The following is an 18,581-nucleotide window of genomic DNA, read 5'->3' as shown; positions in this document are numbered from 1 at the left end:
ATGAACGTCATCACCCAGCATCATCGACCGGCTGACGATATCGAAAAGGGGATAATCTCCTTTCTCGACGAGATCATTGCCCTCCGTCACGATCTTCATCGCTATCCGGAGCTTGCTTTCCAGGAGCGGCGAACCAGCAAGATCGTCGCCTCGCTGCTCTCTTCCTGGGGCTATGAGGTGACGACCGGTGTTGGGGGCACCGGCGTCGTCGCTACCCTTCGGGGCGGCGACGGCGGCAGGCGCCTCGGCATTCGGGCCGATATGGATGCACTGCCGATTGAGGAGGCGACGGATCTTCCCTATGCCAGCGACAATCCCGGCGTCATGCATGCCTGCGGCCATGACGGGCACATGTCGATCCTGCTCGCCGCGGCGCGCTATCTTGCCGAGACCCGCCACTTTTCCGGGCTGCTGACGCTGATCTTCCAGCCGGCCGAAGAGATCGGCGCCGGCGCGCGCAAGATGATTTCCGACGGGCTTTTCGAGCGATTTCCGGTCGACGCCGTCTTTGGTCTGCACAATTGGCCGGGCGTACCGTCAGGTCAGTTCGGTTTCGTCGCCGATGCCGCGATGGCGTCGGTCGATCAGGCCGTGATCCGCATCGTAGGCAAGGGCGGTCATGGGGCTGAGCCCCACAAGGCGGTCGATCCGGTATTGGCATCCGCCGCCTTCATCACGGCGCTGCAGAGTGTCGTCGCGCGCAACGTCGATCCTCAGGACATGGCCGTCGTCACCGTCGGTTCGATTCATGGCGGCTCAGCCTCGAACGTGATCCCGGAAAGCGTGGAGCTGAAGCTGACCATGCGCGCCTTCAGCGAGGCGGTCCGTCAGCAATTGCAGGAGCGTATTCCCGCACTTGCCCGCGCCCAGGCAGAAAGTTTCGGCGCTGAGGCCGATGTGAACTACCGTCTCGGCTTTCCGGCGCTCATCAACCATCGCGAAGAGACGGCTTTCGCCCACAAGGTGGCTCTGGAGACCTTCGGCGAAGGGCGGATCGTGCGGAATTTCCGGCCGCGCACGGCTAGCGAGGATTTTGCCTTCATGCTGCAGGCTCGGAAGGGCAGCTATCTCTTCGTCGGCAATGGCGACAGCGCCCCTCTTCATAGCGCGCATTACGATTTCGATGACGCGATCATTGCCCCCGCGGCCCGCTACTGGGTGCGGCTGGTCGAGACCTTCCTTTCATAGTGACGACAACAGGACGGCTGATGAGATGAGTGACAGCTTTCTCTACACGACCCCTCTCGACCCACGCGCAAAACCGCTGATCGATGAGTTGATCCATGAATATGACAGCCGCTACGGCACCTATTTCAACGCAGAAGGTGCGGCGGCTGAGCTCAATCGCTATCCGCCTGAGGCCTTCGCGCCGCCACACGGCAATTTCGTGCTCTTGATTCGCAATGGAGAAACCATCGGCGGCGGCGCCTTCAAGCGCTACGACGAGCGCACTGCCGAATTCAAGCGCATCTGGACCCGCAATAACCTGCGGCGACAAGGGCTGGCGCGCAAGGTCCTGATCGAGCTGGAAGCGCAGGCGGCCCGCCAGGGTTACTCCCGCATCTACCTGACGACGGGCTTCCGCCAGCCGGAAGCGGTCGGCCTCTATCTCAACTATGGCTACACCGCCCTGTTCGATCAAACCGTCGATCCGGAAATCCATAAGACGCTGCCCTTCGAGAAGGATGTCAGTCATCTGGCCGAACCGGAGCTGTGCGTCACCGGTGGTAACAGGTGAGACGGCGCGCGACCGATAATCCATAAAAGGGAAGCATCATGGCACTGACGACAGATTTCGCAAGCATTGATCCCGGCAGCAGGGTCGCCGAGCAAAAGCAGGATTATTCCCGCTATCGCATCGTGCCGGCCCGCCATCCCGGCCGATTGGCGGGCACCGTCTTCGCAGCGCTTATCATCGCCGCCGTGCTCTATTCCACCTTCAGCAATCCGCGCTGGGGTTGGGGCGTCTTCGGGCAATGGTTTTTCGCCGAGCCGGTTCTCGTCGGTCTCGGCAGGACTCTGCTTCTGACGGCACTTGCCGCCGTTTCCGGCTCGATCCTAGGTACGGCGCTTGCGCTTGCCCGCGTTTCCAAGTCGCCGCTGCTCTCCGGCCTTTCCTGGGGCTATATCTGGCTGCTGCGCTCGATCCCGATGATCGTGCTGCTGCTGGTGCTGAACAATCTCGGATATCTCTACGAGACGATCAAAATCGGCGTTCCCTTCACCAATACCGTCCTCGTCGACTATCCGACGGTGCAGCTGTTGACGCCTTTTGCTGCTGCCTTTTTGGGGCTGACGCTCAATCAATCGGCCTTCTTCGCGGAGATCGTCCGCGGCGGCATCCTTTCCGTCGACCAGGGGCAACTTGAAGCGGCCTCCGCTCTCGGCCTGTCGCGTCGCCGGCAGGCCTTCCGCATCATCCTGCCGCAGGCCATGCGCTCCATCCTGCCGACCGGCTTCAATGAGATCATCGGATTGGCGAAGAGCACCTCCATGGTCTATGTGCTCGCCCTGCCGGAACTCTTCTATACGGTCCAGGTGATCTATCGCCGTAACCTCGAAGTCATCCCGCTGCTGATGGTCGCTACCGTCTGGTATCTGGTCATCATGACCGTGCTATCGATCGCGCAGCACTATATCGAGCGTTATTTCTCCAAGGGAGCCGTGCGCAACCCGACGCCGCTTCCGTTCCAGGCCTTCTTCGAGCGGTTCCGTCGTCCGCTGCCCGTTTTTGATAGGACGACGGATACGGCGCTCAGATCGGGCTTCAGCGACGTGGCAAGCTTCAGGTCGGCCGGTGGCGCCGTACGCATCCACAGCATTTCGAAAAGTTTCGGTGCGCTGAAGGTGCTCGACAATATCGAACTCAGCCTTCCGCCCGGCAGCGTGACCGCCATCCTCGGCCCGTCCGGTTCCGGCAAGTCGACGCTCTTGCGCGCCATCAACCATCTGGAGCGCGTCGATGGCGGCTTCATCTCGATAGACGGCAATCTGATCGGCTACAGTCAGAAAGGCGACACGCTCTACGAACTCAAGGAGAAGGATATTCTGAAGAGCCGCGCCGATATCGGCATGGTGTTCCAGAACTTCAATCTCTTTCCGCATCTGACCGTGCTTGAAAACCTCATCGAGGCGCCGATCCAGGTGCGGGGCACCAGCCGCGAGGACGCTGTGCAACTGGCGCAGGAGCTGCTTGCCCGCGTCGGCCTCAGCGACAAGATCAACGCCTATCCGCGCCAGCTCTCCGGCGGCCAGCAGCAGCGCGTTGCGATCGCCCGCGCGCTGGCGCTCCGCCCCAAGGTCCTGCTTTTCGACGAACCAACCTCGGCGCTCGACCCGGAACTGGTTGGCGAGGTGCTCGACGTCATCAAGGAACTCGCGCGCACCGGCACGACGCTCGTGATCGTCACCCACGAGATCGGCTTTGCCCGCGAAGTCGCCGATACGGTGGTCTTCATGGAAAGCGGTCACATTCTCGAGGCCGGGCCGCCGGCCCGCATTTTCAACGAAGCGGAACACCCGCGCACCCGCGAGTTCCTCGCAAAAGTTCTCTAGCGAAAACCCGGCCCCCTTCGCGAGAGGAAGAAAGTAAACGCAACTACAACCATAAAGTGAAGAAGAGGTAAGTTACATGACTGTCTTCAGGAAAACGAAATCTTTGGTGGCCGGCATTGTCGCCCTGGCCGCAGTCGGCCTCGGCTCCGCGCACGCGGCGGAAAAGTTCAACCTTAGCCCGGACACGTCGAACCGTGTCCGCGCCCAAAAGGACGATGCGGCGATCAAGGCCATTGCGCCCGGCTTCAAATTCGTCAATCCCGGCAAGTTCACCGTGGCAATCAACCCTTGGGATCCGCCGGTCGCGACCTATGCTACCGACGCCAAGACGGTCGTTGGCACCGATCCCGAGATCGCGCAATTGCTCGCGGATTCGCTCGGTCTTGAGCTCGATCTCGTGCCGGTTGCCTGGGAGGACTGGCCGCTCGGCGTCTCCTCCGGCAAATATGATGCAGTCATCAGCAACGTGACGGTCACGGAGGAACGCAAGGAGAAGTTCGATTTCTCCACCTATCGGAGGGATGTTCTCGGCTTCTATGTCAAGTCCGACAGCAAGATCACCTCGATCAAGGAGCCGAAGGATGTCGCTGGCCTCAAGGTCATCACCGGCGCCGGCACGAACCAGGAGAAGATCATCCTGGAATGGGATCGGGAGAATGTCGCCGCCGGGCTGAAGCCGATCGAGGTGCAATATTACGACGATCGTGCCGCCGCCGATCTGGCGATCCAGTCCGGCCGCGCCGATGTTGAGTTTAACCCGAACGCCACGCTCGCCTACAGCGCATCCATCAAGGGCACGACCAAACTGGTTGGTACCGTCAGCGGCGGCTGGCCAGTGTCGGCCGAGATCGCCGTGACGACGCGCAAGGGTGCCGGTCTTGCCGATGCGGTGACCATCGCGCTCAACGACCTGATCAAGGACGGCAAATATGGCGAGGTGCTGAAGCGTTGGAGCCTTAGCTCCGAGGCCGTCGACAAGTCGCAGACCAATCCGCCCGGCCTGCCAAAAAGCGGTTCGTAGTCAGCCCTGACCCGACCAGCGGCCGGCTCGCGCTTCGCGCGGAGCCGGCCCTTCATAACGACAGGATATGGAGAAGACTCCCATGACAGGCATACCGGCCATCCGGGCATGTTCATTCGTTTTGATGATGACGGCGCTGACGTCCTTCGGCGCGGCCCGTGCCGATGATCTAACCTTCGACTTGAGCCCCGAGCAGCCGGGCCGCATTCACGCCGGGCGGGATGAGACGGCGGTTGCCGCTATCCCTAAGGATTTCAAGTTCGTCACGCCGGGCACGTTCACGGTTGCCGTCGCACCCGGCGGGCCGCCGCTCGCCACCTATGCGACCGATGCGAAGACCGTGGTCGGTGCCGACCCAGATATCGCCTATGCCATCGCCGATAGTCTTGGGCTAAAGCTGGAACTTGTGCCGGTCGCCTGGATCGATTGGCCGCTGGGTCTCACGTCGGGCAAATACGATGCCGTCATCTCCAATGTCGGCGTCACCGAGCAGCGCAAGGAGAAGTTCGATTTCTCCACCTATCGGCCGGGCCTGCACGGCATCTACGTCAAGTCGGACAGCAAGATCGGCTCGATCAAGGAGCCGAAGGATGCCGCCGGCCTCAGGTTCATCGTCGGCGCCGGCACCAATCAGGAGCGCATCCTGCTCGAATGGAGTAAGGAGAATGTGGCGGCCGGGCTGAAACCGCTGGAGCTGCAATATTACGACGACGATGCCGCAAGCCTGCTGGCCCTCGCGTCCGGCCGCGCCGATGTGATCGTGCAGCCGCACGCGCAACTCGTCTACATCGCCGCCCGCGACAAGAATATCAAAAGCGTCGGCACGCTGAGCGCCGGTTGGCCGGATCGCTCGGATGTGGCGGTGACGACGCGCAAGGGAAGCGGCTTGGCCCATGCGTTGACCGTCGCTGCTGATGACCTGATCGCCAACGGAACCTACGGGAAGATTCTCGATCACTGGCATCTGGCGGAGGAAGCGTTGCCGAAATCGGAGACCAATCCGCCCGGCCTGCCGAAATATTGAAGGCGTCGACAGGAGCTAAAGCATGGGCGGCCGCAAGATATCCATCAGCCATATCGGTTTCCTCACCCCCGGCAACTATCCGGACGACGATCCATTGTCGGGGCTGGAGCAGACGCTCCAGCAACTGCAATATGGGGAAGAGCTGGGTTTTGATAGCGCCTGGGTCCGGCAGCGGCATCTGGAGCCCGGTATTTCATCGGGCGCCGCCTTCCTGGCGGCGGCAACACAGCGCACCAGCCGGATCCAGTTGGGAACGGCGGTTATACCGATCGGCTATGAGAGTCCCTACCGACTGGCGGAGGATCTTGCGACCGTGGACGTTTTGTCGCGCGGGCGCCTGAATATCGGCGTCAGCGCCGGACGTCCGCTGCATGCCGATCTGATCGCGCCGCTGGTCTTCGACGGTAACTGGACGAGCAACGATTTCTCCCATGATCGCGTCCTGCGCTTTGCGGATAATTTGCGTGGTACGCATCTCGGCGATGAGCAGACCTTCATCAAGACGCCTTTCGGCCCGATCCGACCGCGCCTGCAGCCCTATGCCAAGGGGCTGATCGACCGGATCTGGTATGGCGGCGGATCTCAGCGCTCGGCCGAGTGGGCGGGCCGCAACGGCTTCAACCTGTTGACCGGTAATGTCATCACGGGCGAGGGAACGGATGATTTCTTCGTCGCCCAATCGCGGCTGGTCGAAACCTTTCGTGCTGCCGCCGGTCCTCGGCGCCGTGTCGCGCTTGGGCGCGTCATTGTGCCTTTCGATAGCGCCGATGCCGCCACGCGCCATCGGTATCAGGACTATGCTGCCGGCCGCTACGAGCGAACTCTGTCGCCGCAAGGCGCGAAGCGTACCTTGTTTGCTCGCGACATCGTCGGTTCCTCGGACGAAATTTTGGAACGGCTCCTTGCCGATCCGGTGCTGCCTGAGGTCAATGAGTTGCGGCTGGAACTGCCTTACGAATTTGAACACGAGGAATACCGCCAGATCCTCCACGACTTCGTCACGCGGATCGCGCCGGAGCTAGGCTGGTCGGGCGCACCCTCAACCGCGCCGGGCGGAGAGGAAAGACGGTACGCCTGAGTTGCCGTCACGCATCGGCTGGAAGCCCGTTGCGCTCGTCCCGTCCGCATGGCACACCTCAGCCCTCACACCTGAGATCTGGACATATCCTGGCGCGACCGCATCAATCACCCCTTTATTTTCACGGGCTCGCTTGCTAAACAAACTCATCATACAAGCTGGCATTTTTCGTTTACAAATTCGCCGAGTTGCATGTATTGACATCAACTTGACATACGACTTCGCGCAGTGTTTTTCTCACAATCCAAGCCCATCAAAAGAGGTGCCGACGTGGCCATTCAGCCAAAGTCGCAGACGGAAACTAAGTCGCAAACACTGGTTGCGCGTCTCAGCAATACGCTGCGCCGGGCCATTGCGACCGGACAGTTTCCGCCGGGGAGCAAACTGCCGAGCGAATCGCAGCTCACCGAGGCCCATGGTGTCAGCCGTACGGTCGTGCGCGAGGCAATTGCAGCGCTGAGAGCCGACCGCCTGGTCGAGGCGCAGCAGGGCGCCGGGGTCTTTGTGCTGGAGCAGCCGACATCGCCAGTTCTCTCTTTTGGCAATCTGGACCAGGCTCGCGTTTCGTCCGTTATCGAGCTACTGGAGCTCAGAACCGCCGTGGAAGTAGAGGCTGCCGGGCTTGCCGCGTTACGTCGGTCGCCAGCACAGGAAGAGACGATCTTCGAGCGGCATCACGCGCTGCGGGAGTGTCTCAACGCGGGGGCTCCGACGAGCGAAGCCGATTTTGCTCTTCATCTTGCTATAGCAGAGGCAACGAACAATTCCCGTTTTCGGGAGTTCCTTGCGATGATCGGGCCTCGAATCATCCCGCGCGCCGCCATGCGCGAGGGAGAGCTCGAGGCCGATCAGGATGCCTACATCCTTTTGATCGACGAGGAGCATCGCCAGATCGTCGTCGCGATATCGAACGGCGATGAAGAAGGCGCCCGGGAAGCGATGCGCAGGCATCTGCGGGGCAGCCAGGAGCGCTATCGCGCGCTTCTGCGCGAACAGCGCAAACCCATATGATGAGTTATTGACAGGGATAAGTCATACATATATGACAACTTCTGCCTGAGGAGGCAGAAGAGGAATTCCTGATGACGCCGCAAGAAACCAAGGCTGCGCTGGGCGCGGGCCTGTTGTCTTTTCCTGTCACGCATTTCGATGCGGAGGAGAAATTCCGCTCCGACAGCTATCAGCGTCACATCGAGTGGCTCTCCAGTTATGATGCGCCGGTGCTGTTTGCTGCCGGGGGCACTGGCGAGTTCTTCTCTCTGTCGCCAAACGAGATCCCGACGATCGTCAGGGCAGCCAAGGAGGCGGCCGGCAAGACGGCCATCGTGTCCGGCTGCGGCTTCGGCTCGCATGTCGGAGTCGAGCTGGCGCAGGCGGTCGAAAAAGCCGGTGCTGACGGCATTCTGCTTCTGCCGCACTATCTGATCGATGCGCCCCAGGAAGGGCTTTACGCCCACGTCAAGCGCATCTGCCAATCGGTCGATATTGGCGTCATGGTCTATAACCGCGATAATTCGGTGCTTTCGGTCGATACACTGAAGCGCCTCTGCGACGAATGTCCGAACCTCGTAGGTTTCAAGGACGGCACCGGCGATATCGGCGGGGTGCGCCAGATCACCGCCACGCTCGGCGACCGGCTGACCTATCTTGGTGGTATGCCCACAGCCGAACTCTTCGCCGAAGCCTATCTCGGGGCCGGATTCACCACTTATTCCTCGGCCGTCTTCAATTTCGTGCCGGCGCTTGCCGTCGAGTTTTACAGGGCGCTTCGCGCCGGCGAGCGTGCGCACTGTGAGAAGATCCTGAAGGACTTTTTCTATCCTTTCATGGCCATCCGCAACCGCCGCAAGGGCTATGCGGTCGCTGCCATCAAGGCCGGCGTCAGGCTTCAGGGCTTCGAAGCCGGAGGGGTCCGGCCGCCTCTCGATGATTTGACCGCCGAGGAAGAGGCCATGCTCGACAAGCTCATCGCGCCCTGGAAGCGGTGAGACAATGACGACCGCCCGTTCATATCGTCGCGATTACCGGTGGCCTTTGCGCGCGGCTGAGATTGTCTGCGACGCGGCGCTGGCACTTCGTACGGAGGACAAGTGAAATGCTGGTGCGCGCACTATCAGGCATTCCGCCTCGCGCGGTCCTTCCCCAGGGAACGATAGACACGCAGATGCACATGTATCTGCCCGGTTTTCCTGCGCAACCCGGCGGCCCGGATCTGCCGGCTGGCAGTCTGCCCACACCCGATCAATATCGCCAGGTGATGCGCTGGCTCGGTATCGACCGCGTGGTCATCACGCAGGGCAATGCCCACCAGCGCGACAACGGCAATCTTTATGCCTGCCTTGCCGAGATGGGCGACATCGCTCGCGGCGTCGCCGTCATCGATGCTGAGACGCCGGAGGCCGAGCTCGACAGGCTCGCGGAGGTGCGCGTCGTCGGCGCGCGCATCATGGACCTGCCGGGCGGCGCAATCGGTCTGGATGCGCTAGAAGCCATCGATGACCGGGCGAGCGCGCGTGGCTGGATGCTGGCAGTGCAATTCGACGGCAGCCACATTCTTGAGCATGAGCCCCGGCTGGCGCGGCTGAAATCCCGCTGGGTGCTCGATCATCACGGCAAGTTCTTTTCCGGGGTGACGGCGGACAGCCCGCAGGTCGCGGCGGTGAAGCGGCTGATCGACAACGGCAATTGCTGGTTCAAGTTCGCTGGCTGCTACGAATCCTCGAAGAGCGGTGGGCCCGCTTACGAGGATATTGCCGCCGTCGCGCGCGACGTGGCTGCGCATGCGCCGGAGCGGATCATCTGGGGCACGAACTGGCCTCACAATCTGGCGCGGCAAAATGCTGACTATCCTGACGACGCAACGCTCGCGGACACCGTGCTCGGCTGGCTGCCGAGTGCCGACGCCCTGAGGCTTGCCCTGGTCGACAATCCCGAGGCGCTGTTTGGTTTCGCGCCTTTCCGGGGCGCAGTGCAATGAGATTTCGGCCGGGACGAGGAGGTTCCGGCCTTGGTGGAGGAGGGGAGATAATGAATATCGCCGGCATCTTGGGAGCCCAAAGCGGCTGCGCTCTTGCTGCGCCGTCCGGGCCGAACTCGGCATTCCAGAAATAACCAATGTTTTCAGCCCCGCCATGACTTGGATCCCCAGGCAAGGAAGCGGGCAGTCATTTTTGTTTTGTGATTAGGAGAGAGGGAAAACAATGAAGCGCAGCACCAGAATTATCACCACCGCATTCGCCGGCCTTCTTGCGCTCGGCACGTTCACGACGGGACAGGCCCGTCAGTTCCGTTCGGCCGACGTACAGCCGCCAGATTATCCGACCGTCAAGGCCGTGCAGTATATGAGCGATGAGCTCAGCAAGGCGACCGATGGCAAATATACGATCAAGGTTTTTCCGAATTCGCAGCTCGGCAGCGAGAAGGATACCATCGAGCAGGTTAAGCTCGGGGCTCTCGATTTCATCCGCGTCAATTCCGGAACGCTGAACACCATCTGCCCGGCGATGATGGTGCCGGTGCTGCCGTTCCTTTTCCATGACAAGGCCCAGATGCGCACGGTTCTCGACGGACCGATCGGCGACCAGATCCTGGCGGATTGCGACGCCCATGGTCTCGTCGGCCTCGCCTTCTACGATTCAGGTTCCCGCTCCTTCTACACCACCAAGCCGGTGCGGAAGATGGAGGACCTCAAAGGCATGAAAATCCGCGTGCAACAGTCCGACATCTGGGTCGCGATGATGAAGGCGCTCGGCGCCAACGCTACGCCGATGCCGACGGGCGAGGTCTTCACCGGCCTGAAGACGGGGCTGATCGACGGTGCGGAAAACAACTGGCCGAGCTACTACAACTTCCATCACTACGAGCTCGCCAAGTACTATTCGCTGAGCGAACACTCGATGGCTCCGGATGTCCTGCTGATGTCGAAGCGCGTCTATGACAGCTTCACTCCGGAAGAGCAGGCGCTGGTGCGTAAGCTCGCCAAGCAGTCCGTCGTCTATATGCGTCAGCTTTGGGACGCGATGGAAACGACCTCGCAGGATAAGGTGAAGCAGGCCGGCGTCGAGGTCATCACGCTGGACAAGACGCCGTTCGAAGCCGCCATGCAGCCGATCTACGACCAATTCGTCACCGATCCGGCGCTCAAGGATATGATCACTCGTATCAAGGCAACGAAGTAACGAAGTTTGCCGGGGGCGCTTGATGCGCCCCCGCGCCGCCTGCGATCGCCTGCATCCGACGTCCGGGGGACGACGAAAAGGAGGTGATCGATAAATCAGCATCACATTGTCAATCTGAGGAGATAAGCAATGGGCGCGCATTTGCATGCACTGCCGGCAGATCCAGCCGCGCGTTCGCAAGTGGTCCGTACCACCACCAACACCACAGGCTTGCTCGGCGCCTATTTCGCCTTCCATGCGTGGCTCTCGCGCATCTGCCTCATGATTGCGGTCGTCGGGACGATCCTGATCGTTGCTGCCGTTCTCTATCAGATCTTCGGGCGCTACGTGCTCAACGACTCCCCGGCCTGGACTGAAATCTTCGCGCTCGTGGTCATTCTCTACGTTACCTGCCTGGCGGCCGCGGTCGGTGTGCGCGACGGACGCCATATCGGCATGGACTCGCTCCTGAACTTCGCGCCCGAAAGGGTTCGCATGGCCGCCGAGGTCATTGTCTATCTCGGCATGATCGTCTTCGGCCTGTCGATGGCATGGAGCGGCGCGGAACTCAGCATTGAGATGGCACCCTACATCAATCCCGGCCTGCCGATTTCGCAGGCCTGGAGCTATGTGCCCTTGGCGGCCGGTGGTGTCCTCATTGCCCTGTTCGCCGTCGAGCGGATCGTCGCCGCCGTCCTGAAAATCAAGGTTATCCCCTCATGGCATTGATCATTCTCTGCGCAACCTTCGTGGGCGGGCTGGTGCTCGGCATGCCGGTCATCTTCGCCATCGGCTTGTCGTCGATCGCCACGGTGCTCTACGAAGGGCTGCCGCTGGCCGTCGTGTTCCAGCGCATGGCGTCGGGCATGGGCACCTTCTCATTCCTCACCATTCCGTTCTTCATCTTCACCGGCGAGCTGATGATGTACGGCGGCATTGCCGACCGGATCATCCGCAGCTCCAAGGCAATGGTCGGCCATGTGCGCGGCGGCCTCGGCATGACCAACGTCGTAGCCTGCACCATGTTCGGCGGCGTCTCCGGTTCGCCGGTCGCAGACGTGTCCGCGATGGGCTCGGCATTGATCCCCCTGATGAAAAGGGAGGGGATCGATGCGGATTATGCGGTCAACGTCACCACCTATTCATCGCTCGTCGGCGCGCTCATGCCGACGAGCCACAATATGATCATCTATTCGCTTGCCGCCGGCGGCCTCGTATCGATGAACGCCTTGATCATGGCAGGCGCTATTCCCGCGCTGCTCCTGACAGTTGCCAATGTGCTGACTGCCTATTTTGTCGCGCGGTCGCGCGGCTACAGCCGGGGTGAGTTTCCGGGTTGGACCGAAGTCTGGCGCAGTCTCGCAGCGGCCGTTCCCGGCCTCTTCATCATTGTCATCATCGTTGGCGGCATTCTGTCCGGCGTCTTCACCGCGGCGGAAGCCGGTGCAGTCGCGGTCCTCTACGCACTGCTGCTGACGATCTTCGTCTATCGCAGCTTGTCCTTTGAAAACTTTCTGAAGGCGGTGGCGAAGGCCACCAAGACCACAGGTGTGGTGCTACTGCTGATCGGCATCTCGACGATGTTCGGTTATCTGATGAGCATCTACGGCGTGGCCGACATGGTGGGTGAGGCGCTCAGCCATATCAGTACGCAGCCATGGGTGATTTTCATCCTGGTCAACATAGCGCTATTCATCTTTGGCATTTTCCTTGACATGGCCGCGCATATCCTAGTGTGCACACCGATCTTCCTGCCGATCGTCACGCAGTACGGCATGGATCCGGTGCAGTTCGGCATCATCGTACTGTTGAATTCGACCATCGGGCTCAACACCCCGCCGGTCGGCGCCGCCTTCTATCTCGGTTGCGCCATCGGCGAAGTGCCCGTCAGCAAGGTGATACGCTCGATCTGGCCGTTCATGGTCGCTCTCTGGACGACGCTCATGATCGTTACCCTCATCCCGGAAACCTCCATGTTCATTCAGGATCTTTTCCGGTAGGTCGAAAGGCCTTTTCACGCGCCAATCACCGGGCCAGGGTCAAGTCGCCCTGGCCCGCACTTTTTTCTGTCTGGCTTCCCGCAAATGCTTGTAGACGGTCGCGCGCGAGATTCTGAGCAGCCGCGCCAGATAGGGAACGAGATTCCGGATCGCGAAATAACCCTCCTGTTCCAAGGCCTCCACCAGACCGGCGTGGTCTTCCTTCGCAAGCGCCGAGGCCGCGAGCCCGCGTTCGCCAAGGAAGTCCGCGATCGCAGCATTCACGGTTTCCTGCCAGTCCGTCTGGAAGAGCGCCGGCGGTTGTTTGCCGCTACCCTGAAATGCGGTCAGCATGTTCAGCGCGTCGCGCGCCAATTCCATCGGCTCGATATCGAAATTGATGCACAGCAATCCGTAGGGTGCCCCGTTTCCTTCGCGCAGGACCGAGGTTACGGACTTGAGCTGTCGCCCGTCGAAATTGGTCTTTCGATAGGGTCCGATTACGTCCGCGTCGAGCGAGCCGATATCCTTGAGGTCGGTCAACGAAGAGCCGCCGACCTGACGCCGCGAGATATTGTTTGCGATATAGGCGATCTTCGCCGTCTTCAAATCATGGATGACCACCTCCGCATGCGGCTTGAGCAGCATCGCGATCGCCTCCGCAACGGACGCAAAACGCAGCACATCCTCCTCAGAGGCTGGCTCCTTGGCGTTAACGGCGACCTTCTTTGACATTTGCGGCATTCCTAACTTTGTGACGCTACAAAATCTCTGTATTTGACAAAATGTCAACACACTTCTACCCTGACGTCTCTGATCTTCTCGCCCGCCCTGCGGCGATCCAATCACAGTCCCAAGTTGGAGAAACCCGTCATGCCGGCATTGCCCGATTTCAAGCTCGAGACCTATTTCTCGAAATGGGAGTTCACGGCGCGCTATCACATGACGGCGTCCGATGCACAGAGCATGACGATGGACGAGCTTCTGGCGATGGGGACGGCGGCGCAGCAGGCGGCATTCAACAGCCAATGGCTTGGCTACACGGAAACCTTTGGCGATCCGGAACTACGAGAGATCATTACCGGCCTGTACGAACAGATGGAGCCCGCGGATATTCTCTGTTTCGCGGGCGCGGGCGAGGGAATTTACATTGCCATGCATGTCCTCCTCGAAAAGGGTGACCATGCGATCGTGGTGACGCCGAATTACCAGTCGGCCGAAACGGTGCCGCTCAGTATCTGCGAAGCCTCCGGGGTTGCGCTCGATCCGGCCGACGGCTGGTCGCTCGATATTGGTGCGGTGCGGGCGGCAATCCGGCCGAATACGAAGCTGATTTCCATTAATTTTCCGCACAACCCGACCGGCAAGATCCTTGAAAGGGACAGGTTCGATGCCTTGGTGGAACTCTGCCGCGAACATGGCATCTGGCTCTTTAGCGACGAGGTCTATCGCGGCCTGAGCATCGACGGCAAACCGCAGCTTCCGGCGGCGGCCGATGTTTATGAACGCGGTCTTTCGCTCGCGGTGACGTCCAAGGCCTACGGGCTTCCCGGCCTGCGTATCGGATGGATCGCTTGCCGGGACCGCGCCGTGATCTCCCGCATGGAGCGGATGAAGCACTATATTTCGATCTGCAACGCCGCTCCAAGCGAAAGCCTGGCGAAGATCGCGCTGCAGAATGCCGGCAGAATCCTCGAACGCAACAATCGCCTGGTCGCCGGCAACCTCAGCCAGCTGAAGGCCTTGTTCGAAGAATTCGAGGGGTTGTTCGAATGGTATACCCCAGACGGCGGCTGCGTCGGCTATCCACGCTACAAAGGCGCCGATGGAGTGGAAAATTTCGCACGCAATCTCGTGGAAAGCGCGGGCGTGCTTTTGCTGCCAGCCAGCATCTATCGCTCCGAACTCAACCCGACGCCCGATAACCGATTTCGCATCGGCTTCGGGCGCGCCAATATCGAAGAAGGTATCGCGGCGATGCGCTCCTACCTCCTGCGAAACGGTCAATAGGATACGACCGACCGGGACACCATGGCTCTCCCGTGAGCTCTGCTCCGGCGTAACCCGCATTGCGGTCTGCCATTTGCCCTGAACCATCGACCGGGCGGTACGACGATGACACCCTCCGATGGCAACGGCCCTCCTTGAGCCAGCAAGGGACTTAAGATCCCTCCAGCGATAAGTGTCAGCGAGAGGCTGGCGCTGCAGCTCTGTCGCCATAGCTCGGCAGCTACGCCGTCCTACAGTACCACCCAAAAAGACCGGGAGACTTATAAAGCTGACTATGCCCTCTTGAGAAAAGACATATTGTATGACAATCGTACCAACTGACGGTGTAGCAAAGAGCTATTCGATGCTTCACCGTGGAAGGTTTTGACCCTGCGGGGGACGCGGTGTGGCGCGGCGGGCAGGGGAATGGTTATGGAGGTAAGAAATTTGTCTGATCAGCCCGCAGCGCAAGGTGTATTCGATATCGGTATCAATGGGCGGTTGACACCATCGCAATTCGTGCTTCTTGGCATGCAGAACGTGTTCGGCATGACTGGCATGTTCGTTTTCCCCGGCATCATGGGCCGGGCTTTCAATCTACCGGCGGACCAGATTGCCTATCTCTATGGCATGACTTTTATCGTCTGCGGCATCATCACCATCCTGCAGTCGATCATCCTGTTGCGGCTGCCGATCGCGCAGGGGCCGTATGCCGGCAGCTTCGCGGCACTGCTCACGGTCGGACATTTGCAGAGCGGCGGACTGGGCGTCGCTTATGGCTCATTCTTCGTGGCCTCATTGATCTGGTGTGTATTGAGCCTGCCGATCCGCGGATGGAGCGTCATCGGCATTTTCGCGCGCTTCCTGAGGGTGCCGATCATCTCGGGCATGATGGTCATGCTGATCATGATCCAGATCGCCAGCGTGGCCTTGCCGAACTGGATCGGCCAGCCGACGAGCCCCGGATTTCCCACGATCAACCTGCTGTCGGGCGCGGTTGCCGTTGTTGGCATCGTCGCTGCCATGCTGTGGGGTGGCAAGCGGTTTCGCCGCGTCGCTATTCTCATCGGTCTGGCGCTCGGCACGCTGTGTTACGCTCTGTTCAGCCCCATTTCGCTTGCGCCCGTCGTCTCGGCGCCTTTCATCGTGGAGCCGAAGCTTTTCCCCTTCGGCTACGGGGTCCGTCTCGATCTGGTCATTGTCTTCCTGCTGGTGCTCATTCCCGCCGGCATGGGCTCCATGGCGCTCTATCAGACGGTGGCGGACTGGGGTGGAGAGAAGCTTACGCCCGGACGCATGTCGGAAGGCATTTTCGGCGTCGGTATAGGCTCGGTAGTAGCTGGCCTGTTCGGCGGCTTCAGCACCATCGTCTATCCTGACAATATCGGCATGCTGCGGACGACGCGGGTTGGATCGCGCTATGCGACGTTGGCGGCCGGGCTGCTGCTGATCATTTTCGGCGGCTGCATCAAGTTCGACATGTTGCTGGTCGTCGTTCCCCTGCCGGTCATTTCGGCTGCGGCGACGCTATTGTTCGGCATCGTGTTCATGCACGGAGTCCATATCCTCGCGCAGGTCGAGTGGGACGATCGTCGGCTGATTGCGGCCGGCCTTGCCTTTCTGGTGGGACTGGGCGGCTTGTTCGTGACGCCCGATGCACTGCATGCCATGCCGCTGGTGCTGCAGATGATCCTGCAGCAGCCGGTGATCTCGGGCGGGCTGACGCTGGTCGTTCTGCATTCACTGCTTTGTTCGGCGGCTCCGGCGCGGGAAATCGCTGTCGGTGGAGCGAAGCAGCCCAAGGCAGTCGTCAGCGGCGGTCGGGCCGGACATTGAGGCCACGCCTTTGAAACGAATTGAGGCCGGCACATCGGTGGCCGGCCTCAATCGTCAGGACGCGAGGGAAACGCATCCCGCCCTTAATCGATAGTTCTATGCGGCGGTATCCTGTCTCGGCATGCCGGCGCTTGGCTTCGACGCCTCGTGGGTTTGAGCCGGCTGCATGATTTCGGCCAGGATCGAGAGCGCAATGTCGGCGGCGCTCTTGCTGCCGGCAAAAAGGCCGGCGGGTCCGTGGATCCGGTCGATCTGGGCTTCAGAAATTCCTCGTTCCGCCAATTGGCGGACCCGCAGGCGATGTGTCGCGCGGCTGCCCATCGCGCCGACATAGAAGGCATCGGTGCCGAGCGCGGACGGCATTATCTCCAGTTCCCATTCATGGTCATGGAACATGAAAACGATGGCCGTCCGCGCATCGGCTTCCATCCTGGGAGGATGTTTCGATCCGGTAAGCGCAACTGTTTTTATCATGTGGGTTGCCAGGCGTTGCAGCGTAGCTTCGTCATAGGACCAGACCGCGACATCGAAGCCGCCGATCGTCGCCATGCGCGCCAGTTGCACTGCCGCCGGGCCGACACCCGCTATGATCAATTTCTTTCTCGGCTGATATTGCCGTAGCGTCGATTCGTTGCCGGCAGTATCCGGCATGGGGACTTTCATGACCGCCGACAATCGCTTCGTCAGCCGCGCGTCGATGGCGGCGAGGTCTGCCTCTTTCGTCTCGACATCGAAGGCCAATTCGATGGCGCTGCCGCAGGGGAGCTGGATATCGATATATTTCGAGCCGCGCCCGTAGCGGACGGTTCTGTTCTTGCCCTCGCCAATCGCCTCCATGGCTTCGGCAACCACAGCGCGTTCGATGCAGCCGCCCGAGAGATAGCCGACCCATTCGCCGGTTTCGGACACGGCCATTTGTGCGCCGACGGGCCGGGGTGAGGAACCCTCGATCTTCACGAGCGTGACAAGCGCAACCTTTTCGCCGAGGCGCATCCGCTCCAGCGCGAAATCGAGCACGTAATCGTCGAACGCTTCCCAACTGCCGTCAGCATTTTTCATGAAGCCAGACCTTGTCCTATCGAACGGCCACGACAGCACCTTTGTTTTCAGGCCGCTTTTGCAAGCGTCTTGAGCGCGTCGGCGATCACCGCGGGGACTTCGAGAGGCGAGAAGTGCCGCACGCCTTCCATGATTTCCATCTTCGCACCGGGAATGTGGTCAGCGAGGTATTTTGCCATCTCCGGCGGGGTGGCGTAGTCCTCGGAACCGACCCTGATCTCGCAGGGGAAATCGAATTTCGGCAGAAAGGCGCGCAGGTCGGCTGCACCCAACATGGCGCATGTGGCGGCATAGGCCGGCAGGTCATTGGCCAGGAAGACCTCGATGGCGGCGTCGAGAATCTTGGGGTTCGCTTCTCGGAAGGCATCGCCGAACCAGCGGGTTTTCTGGAAGCCGACGAGCGAGGAAAGGCCTTCCTTCAGCGCCTTGTTGCCGCGCTCGGCCCAGGCTTCCGGCGCATTTTCGCCGTACCAGGCGGTTGTGTCGAACAGGCCGAGCCCATCGATCCGTTTCGGGTGCCGCCCGGCAAATGCCAGGGTGACGCAGCCGCCCATGGATGCGCCAGCGACCACGGCCGAAGTCCAGCCGACATGATCCATGACGTCGGCGATGTCATCGGCGAATTGTTCGACGCTGTAAGGACCTTTGGGCTTGTCTGACTTGCCGTGGCCGCGGCAATCCAGGACCAGAACGTCATAAGCGCCGGCAAGGGCAGCCACGGTCGAATTCCAGAAGCTTTTGTCCATCGCCAGCGAATGCACCAGCACACAGCGGCCGCGACCGTTGCCAGGTACGAGCTGATAGGAAATGCGGGTGCCGTCACGGGTCGTGGCGAATTCGAAATGTGTCGCTTGGGAGGTCATGTCGGTCTATTCCTGTATGA

At 60.7% G+C, this 18,581-nt stretch carries 17 protein-coding genes; 14 read left to right on the top strand and 3 right to left on the bottom strand.

The features are described from left to right. From PY649_RS05215 to PY649_RS05160, 12 genes are all read left to right on the top strand, one after another. Window positions 1-1,188, top strand: coding sequence for a M20 aminoacylase family protein (locus PY649_RS05215; RefSeq protein WP_285867198.1), 1,188 nt, complete (start codon window positions 1-3; stop codon window positions 1,186-1,188). A gap of 25 nt (window positions 1,189-1,213) precedes the next feature. Then, entirely contained in the window at window positions 1,214-1,738 is a 525-nt protein-coding gene (locus PY649_RS05210) for a GNAT family N-acetyltransferase (protein WP_285867125.1), read from the top strand. Window positions 1,739-1,776: 38 nt separating this feature from the next. Next, window positions 1,777-3,555 (top strand): amino acid ABC transporter permease/ATP-binding protein, encoded by a 1,779-nt coding sequence (locus PY649_RS05205; protein ID WP_285867124.1) that lies wholly within the window; start codon window positions 1,777-1,779, stop codon window positions 3,553-3,555. Between the two features lie 76 nt (window positions 3,556-3,631). Further along, window positions 3,632-4,576, top strand: a complete 945-nt coding sequence (locus tag PY649_RS05200) for an ABC transporter substrate-binding protein (RefSeq protein WP_285867123.1) — start codon at window positions 3,632-3,634, stop codon at window positions 4,574-4,576. A gap of 82 nt (window positions 4,577-4,658) precedes the next feature. Then, on the top strand, window positions 4,659-5,600 hold the full coding sequence (locus PY649_RS05195; RefSeq protein WP_285867122.1) for an ABC transporter substrate-binding protein: 942 nt from the start codon (window positions 4,659-4,661) through the stop codon (window positions 5,598-5,600). 22 nt (window positions 5,601-5,622) lie between these two features. After that, on the top strand, window positions 5,623-6,678 hold the full coding sequence (locus PY649_RS05190) for an LLM class flavin-dependent oxidoreductase (RefSeq protein ID WP_285867121.1): 1,056 nt from the start codon (window positions 5,623-5,625) through the stop codon (window positions 6,676-6,678). A gap of 270 nt (window positions 6,679-6,948) precedes the next feature. Further along, window positions 6,949-7,689: a FadR/GntR family transcriptional regulator gene (locus tag PY649_RS05185; protein WP_285867120.1), complete on the top strand. Its 741-nt coding sequence runs from the start codon at window positions 6,949-6,951 to the stop codon at window positions 7,687-7,689. A 71-nt stretch (window positions 7,690-7,760) separates the two neighbouring features. After that, window positions 7,761-8,666: a 5-dehydro-4-deoxyglucarate dehydratase gene (kdgD, locus tag PY649_RS05180; RefSeq protein ID WP_285867119.1), complete on the top strand. Its 906-nt coding sequence runs from the start codon at window positions 7,761-7,763 to the stop codon at window positions 8,664-8,666. Window positions 8,667-8,773: 107 nt separating this feature from the next. Beyond that, window positions 8,774-9,655, top strand: a complete 882-nt coding sequence (locus PY649_RS05175; RefSeq protein WP_285867117.1) for an amidohydrolase family protein — start codon at window positions 8,774-8,776, stop codon at window positions 9,653-9,655. A 223-nt stretch (window positions 9,656-9,878) separates the two neighbouring features. Next, window positions 9,879-10,856: a TRAP transporter substrate-binding protein gene (locus PY649_RS05170; protein WP_285867116.1), complete on the top strand. Its 978-nt coding sequence runs from the start codon at window positions 9,879-9,881 to the stop codon at window positions 10,854-10,856. 129 nt (window positions 10,857-10,985) lie between these two features. Further along, on the top strand, window positions 10,986-11,564 hold the full coding sequence (locus PY649_RS05165; RefSeq protein WP_285867115.1) for a TRAP transporter small permease: 579 nt from the start codon (window positions 10,986-10,988) through the stop codon (window positions 11,562-11,564). After that, on the top strand, window positions 11,555-12,835 hold the full coding sequence (locus PY649_RS05160; RefSeq protein ID WP_285867114.1) for a TRAP transporter large permease: 1,281 nt from the start codon (window positions 11,555-11,557) through the stop codon (window positions 12,833-12,835). Before PY649_RS05165 ends, PY649_RS05160 begins: the two co-directional genes overlap by 10 nt. A gap of 39 nt (window positions 12,836-12,874) precedes the next feature. Here PY649_RS05160 and PY649_RS05155 read toward each other — a convergent pair whose 3' ends face one another. Continuing rightward, the gene (locus tag PY649_RS05155) at window positions 12,875-13,549 is read right to left on the bottom strand and encodes a helix-turn-helix transcriptional regulator (RefSeq protein WP_285867113.1); all 675 of its coding nucleotides are present in this window, start codon (window positions 13,547-13,549) and stop codon (window positions 12,875-12,877) included. Window positions 13,550-13,687: 138 nt separating this feature from the next. Between PY649_RS05155 and PY649_RS05150 the strand changes: the two genes are divergently transcribed. Further along, a complete protein-coding gene (locus tag PY649_RS05150; RefSeq protein WP_285867112.1) occupies window positions 13,688-14,824 on the top strand; it encodes an aminotransferase class I/II-fold pyridoxal phosphate-dependent enzyme in 1,137 nt (378 codons plus the stop codon). Between the two features lie 426 nt (window positions 14,825-15,250). Further along, window positions 15,251-16,639 (top strand): uracil-xanthine permease family protein, encoded by a 1,389-nt coding sequence (locus PY649_RS05145; RefSeq protein ID WP_285867111.1) that lies wholly within the window; start codon window positions 15,251-15,253, stop codon window positions 16,637-16,639. Between the two features lie 96 nt (window positions 16,640-16,735). On the opposite strand, the gene PY649_RS05140 is transcribed toward PY649_RS05145, so the two are convergent. Both PY649_RS05140 and PY649_RS05135 read right to left on the bottom strand, forming a co-directional pair. Next, window positions 16,736-17,698 (bottom strand): XdhC family protein, encoded by a 963-nt coding sequence (locus PY649_RS05140; protein WP_285867110.1) that lies wholly within the window; start codon window positions 17,696-17,698, stop codon window positions 16,736-16,738. Window positions 17,699-17,745: 47 nt separating this feature from the next. Further along, complete coding sequence (locus PY649_RS05135) at window positions 17,746-18,561, bottom strand: alpha/beta fold hydrolase (protein ID WP_285867108.1); 816 nt, start codon at window positions 18,559-18,561, stop codon at window positions 17,746-17,748. Window positions 18,562-18,581: the final 20 nt, after the last annotated feature.

Origin of the sequence: Rhizobium mayense (genome assembly GCF_030272705.1) — a bacterium.
Taxonomy (GTDB): domain Bacteria; phylum Pseudomonadota; class Alphaproteobacteria; order Rhizobiales; family Rhizobiaceae; genus Rhizobium; species Rhizobium mayense.
The sequence above is the reverse complement of the archived record's forward strand: the minus strand, read 5'-3'. Positions and strand labels throughout refer to the sequence as shown.

Coding starts and splice junctions, on each gene's coding strand:
- PY649_RS05175 (WP_285867117.1), top strand. CDS start 8,774: ATGCTGGTGCGCGCACTATCAGGCATTCCGCCTCGCGCGGTCCTTCCC.
- PY649_RS05205 (WP_285867124.1), top strand. CDS start 1,777: ATGGCACTGACGACAGATTTCGCAAGCATTGATCCCGGCAGCAGGGTC.
- PY649_RS05210 (WP_285867125.1), top strand. CDS start 1,214: ATGAGTGACAGCTTTCTCTACACGACCCCTCTCGACCCACGCGCAAAA.
- PY649_RS05200 (WP_285867123.1), top strand. CDS start 3,632: ATGACTGTCTTCAGGAAAACGAAATCTTTGGTGGCCGGCATTGTCGCC.
- PY649_RS05140 (WP_285867110.1), bottom strand. CDS start 17,698: ATGAAAAATGCTGACGGCAGTTGGGAAGCGTTCGACGATTACGTGCTC.
- PY649_RS05135 (WP_285867108.1), bottom strand. CDS start 18,561: ATGACCTCCCAAGCGACACATTTCGAATTCGCCACGACCCGTGACGGC.
- PY649_RS05160 (WP_285867114.1), top strand. CDS start 11,555: ATGGCATTGATCATTCTCTGCGCAACCTTCGTGGGCGGGCTGGTGCTC.
- PY649_RS05195 (WP_285867122.1), top strand. CDS start 4,659: ATGACAGGCATACCGGCCATCCGGGCATGTTCATTCGTTTTGATGATG.
- PY649_RS05215 (WP_285867198.1), top strand. CDS start 1: ATGAACGTCATCACCCAGCATCATCGACCGGCTGACGATATCGAAAAG.
- PY649_RS05155 (WP_285867113.1), bottom strand. CDS start 13,549: ATGTCAAAGAAGGTCGCCGTTAACGCCAAGGAGCCAGCCTCTGAGGAG.
- PY649_RS05150 (WP_285867112.1), top strand. CDS start 13,688: ATGCCGGCATTGCCCGATTTCAAGCTCGAGACCTATTTCTCGAAATGG.
- kdgD (WP_285867119.1), top strand. CDS start 7,761: ATGACGCCGCAAGAAACCAAGGCTGCGCTGGGCGCGGGCCTGTTGTCT.
- PY649_RS05170 (WP_285867116.1), top strand. CDS start 9,879: ATGAAGCGCAGCACCAGAATTATCACCACCGCATTCGCCGGCCTTCTT.
- PY649_RS05190 (WP_285867121.1), top strand. CDS start 5,623: ATGGGCGGCCGCAAGATATCCATCAGCCATATCGGTTTCCTCACCCCC.
- PY649_RS05165 (WP_285867115.1), top strand. CDS start 10,986: ATGGGCGCGCATTTGCATGCACTGCCGGCAGATCCAGCCGCGCGTTCG.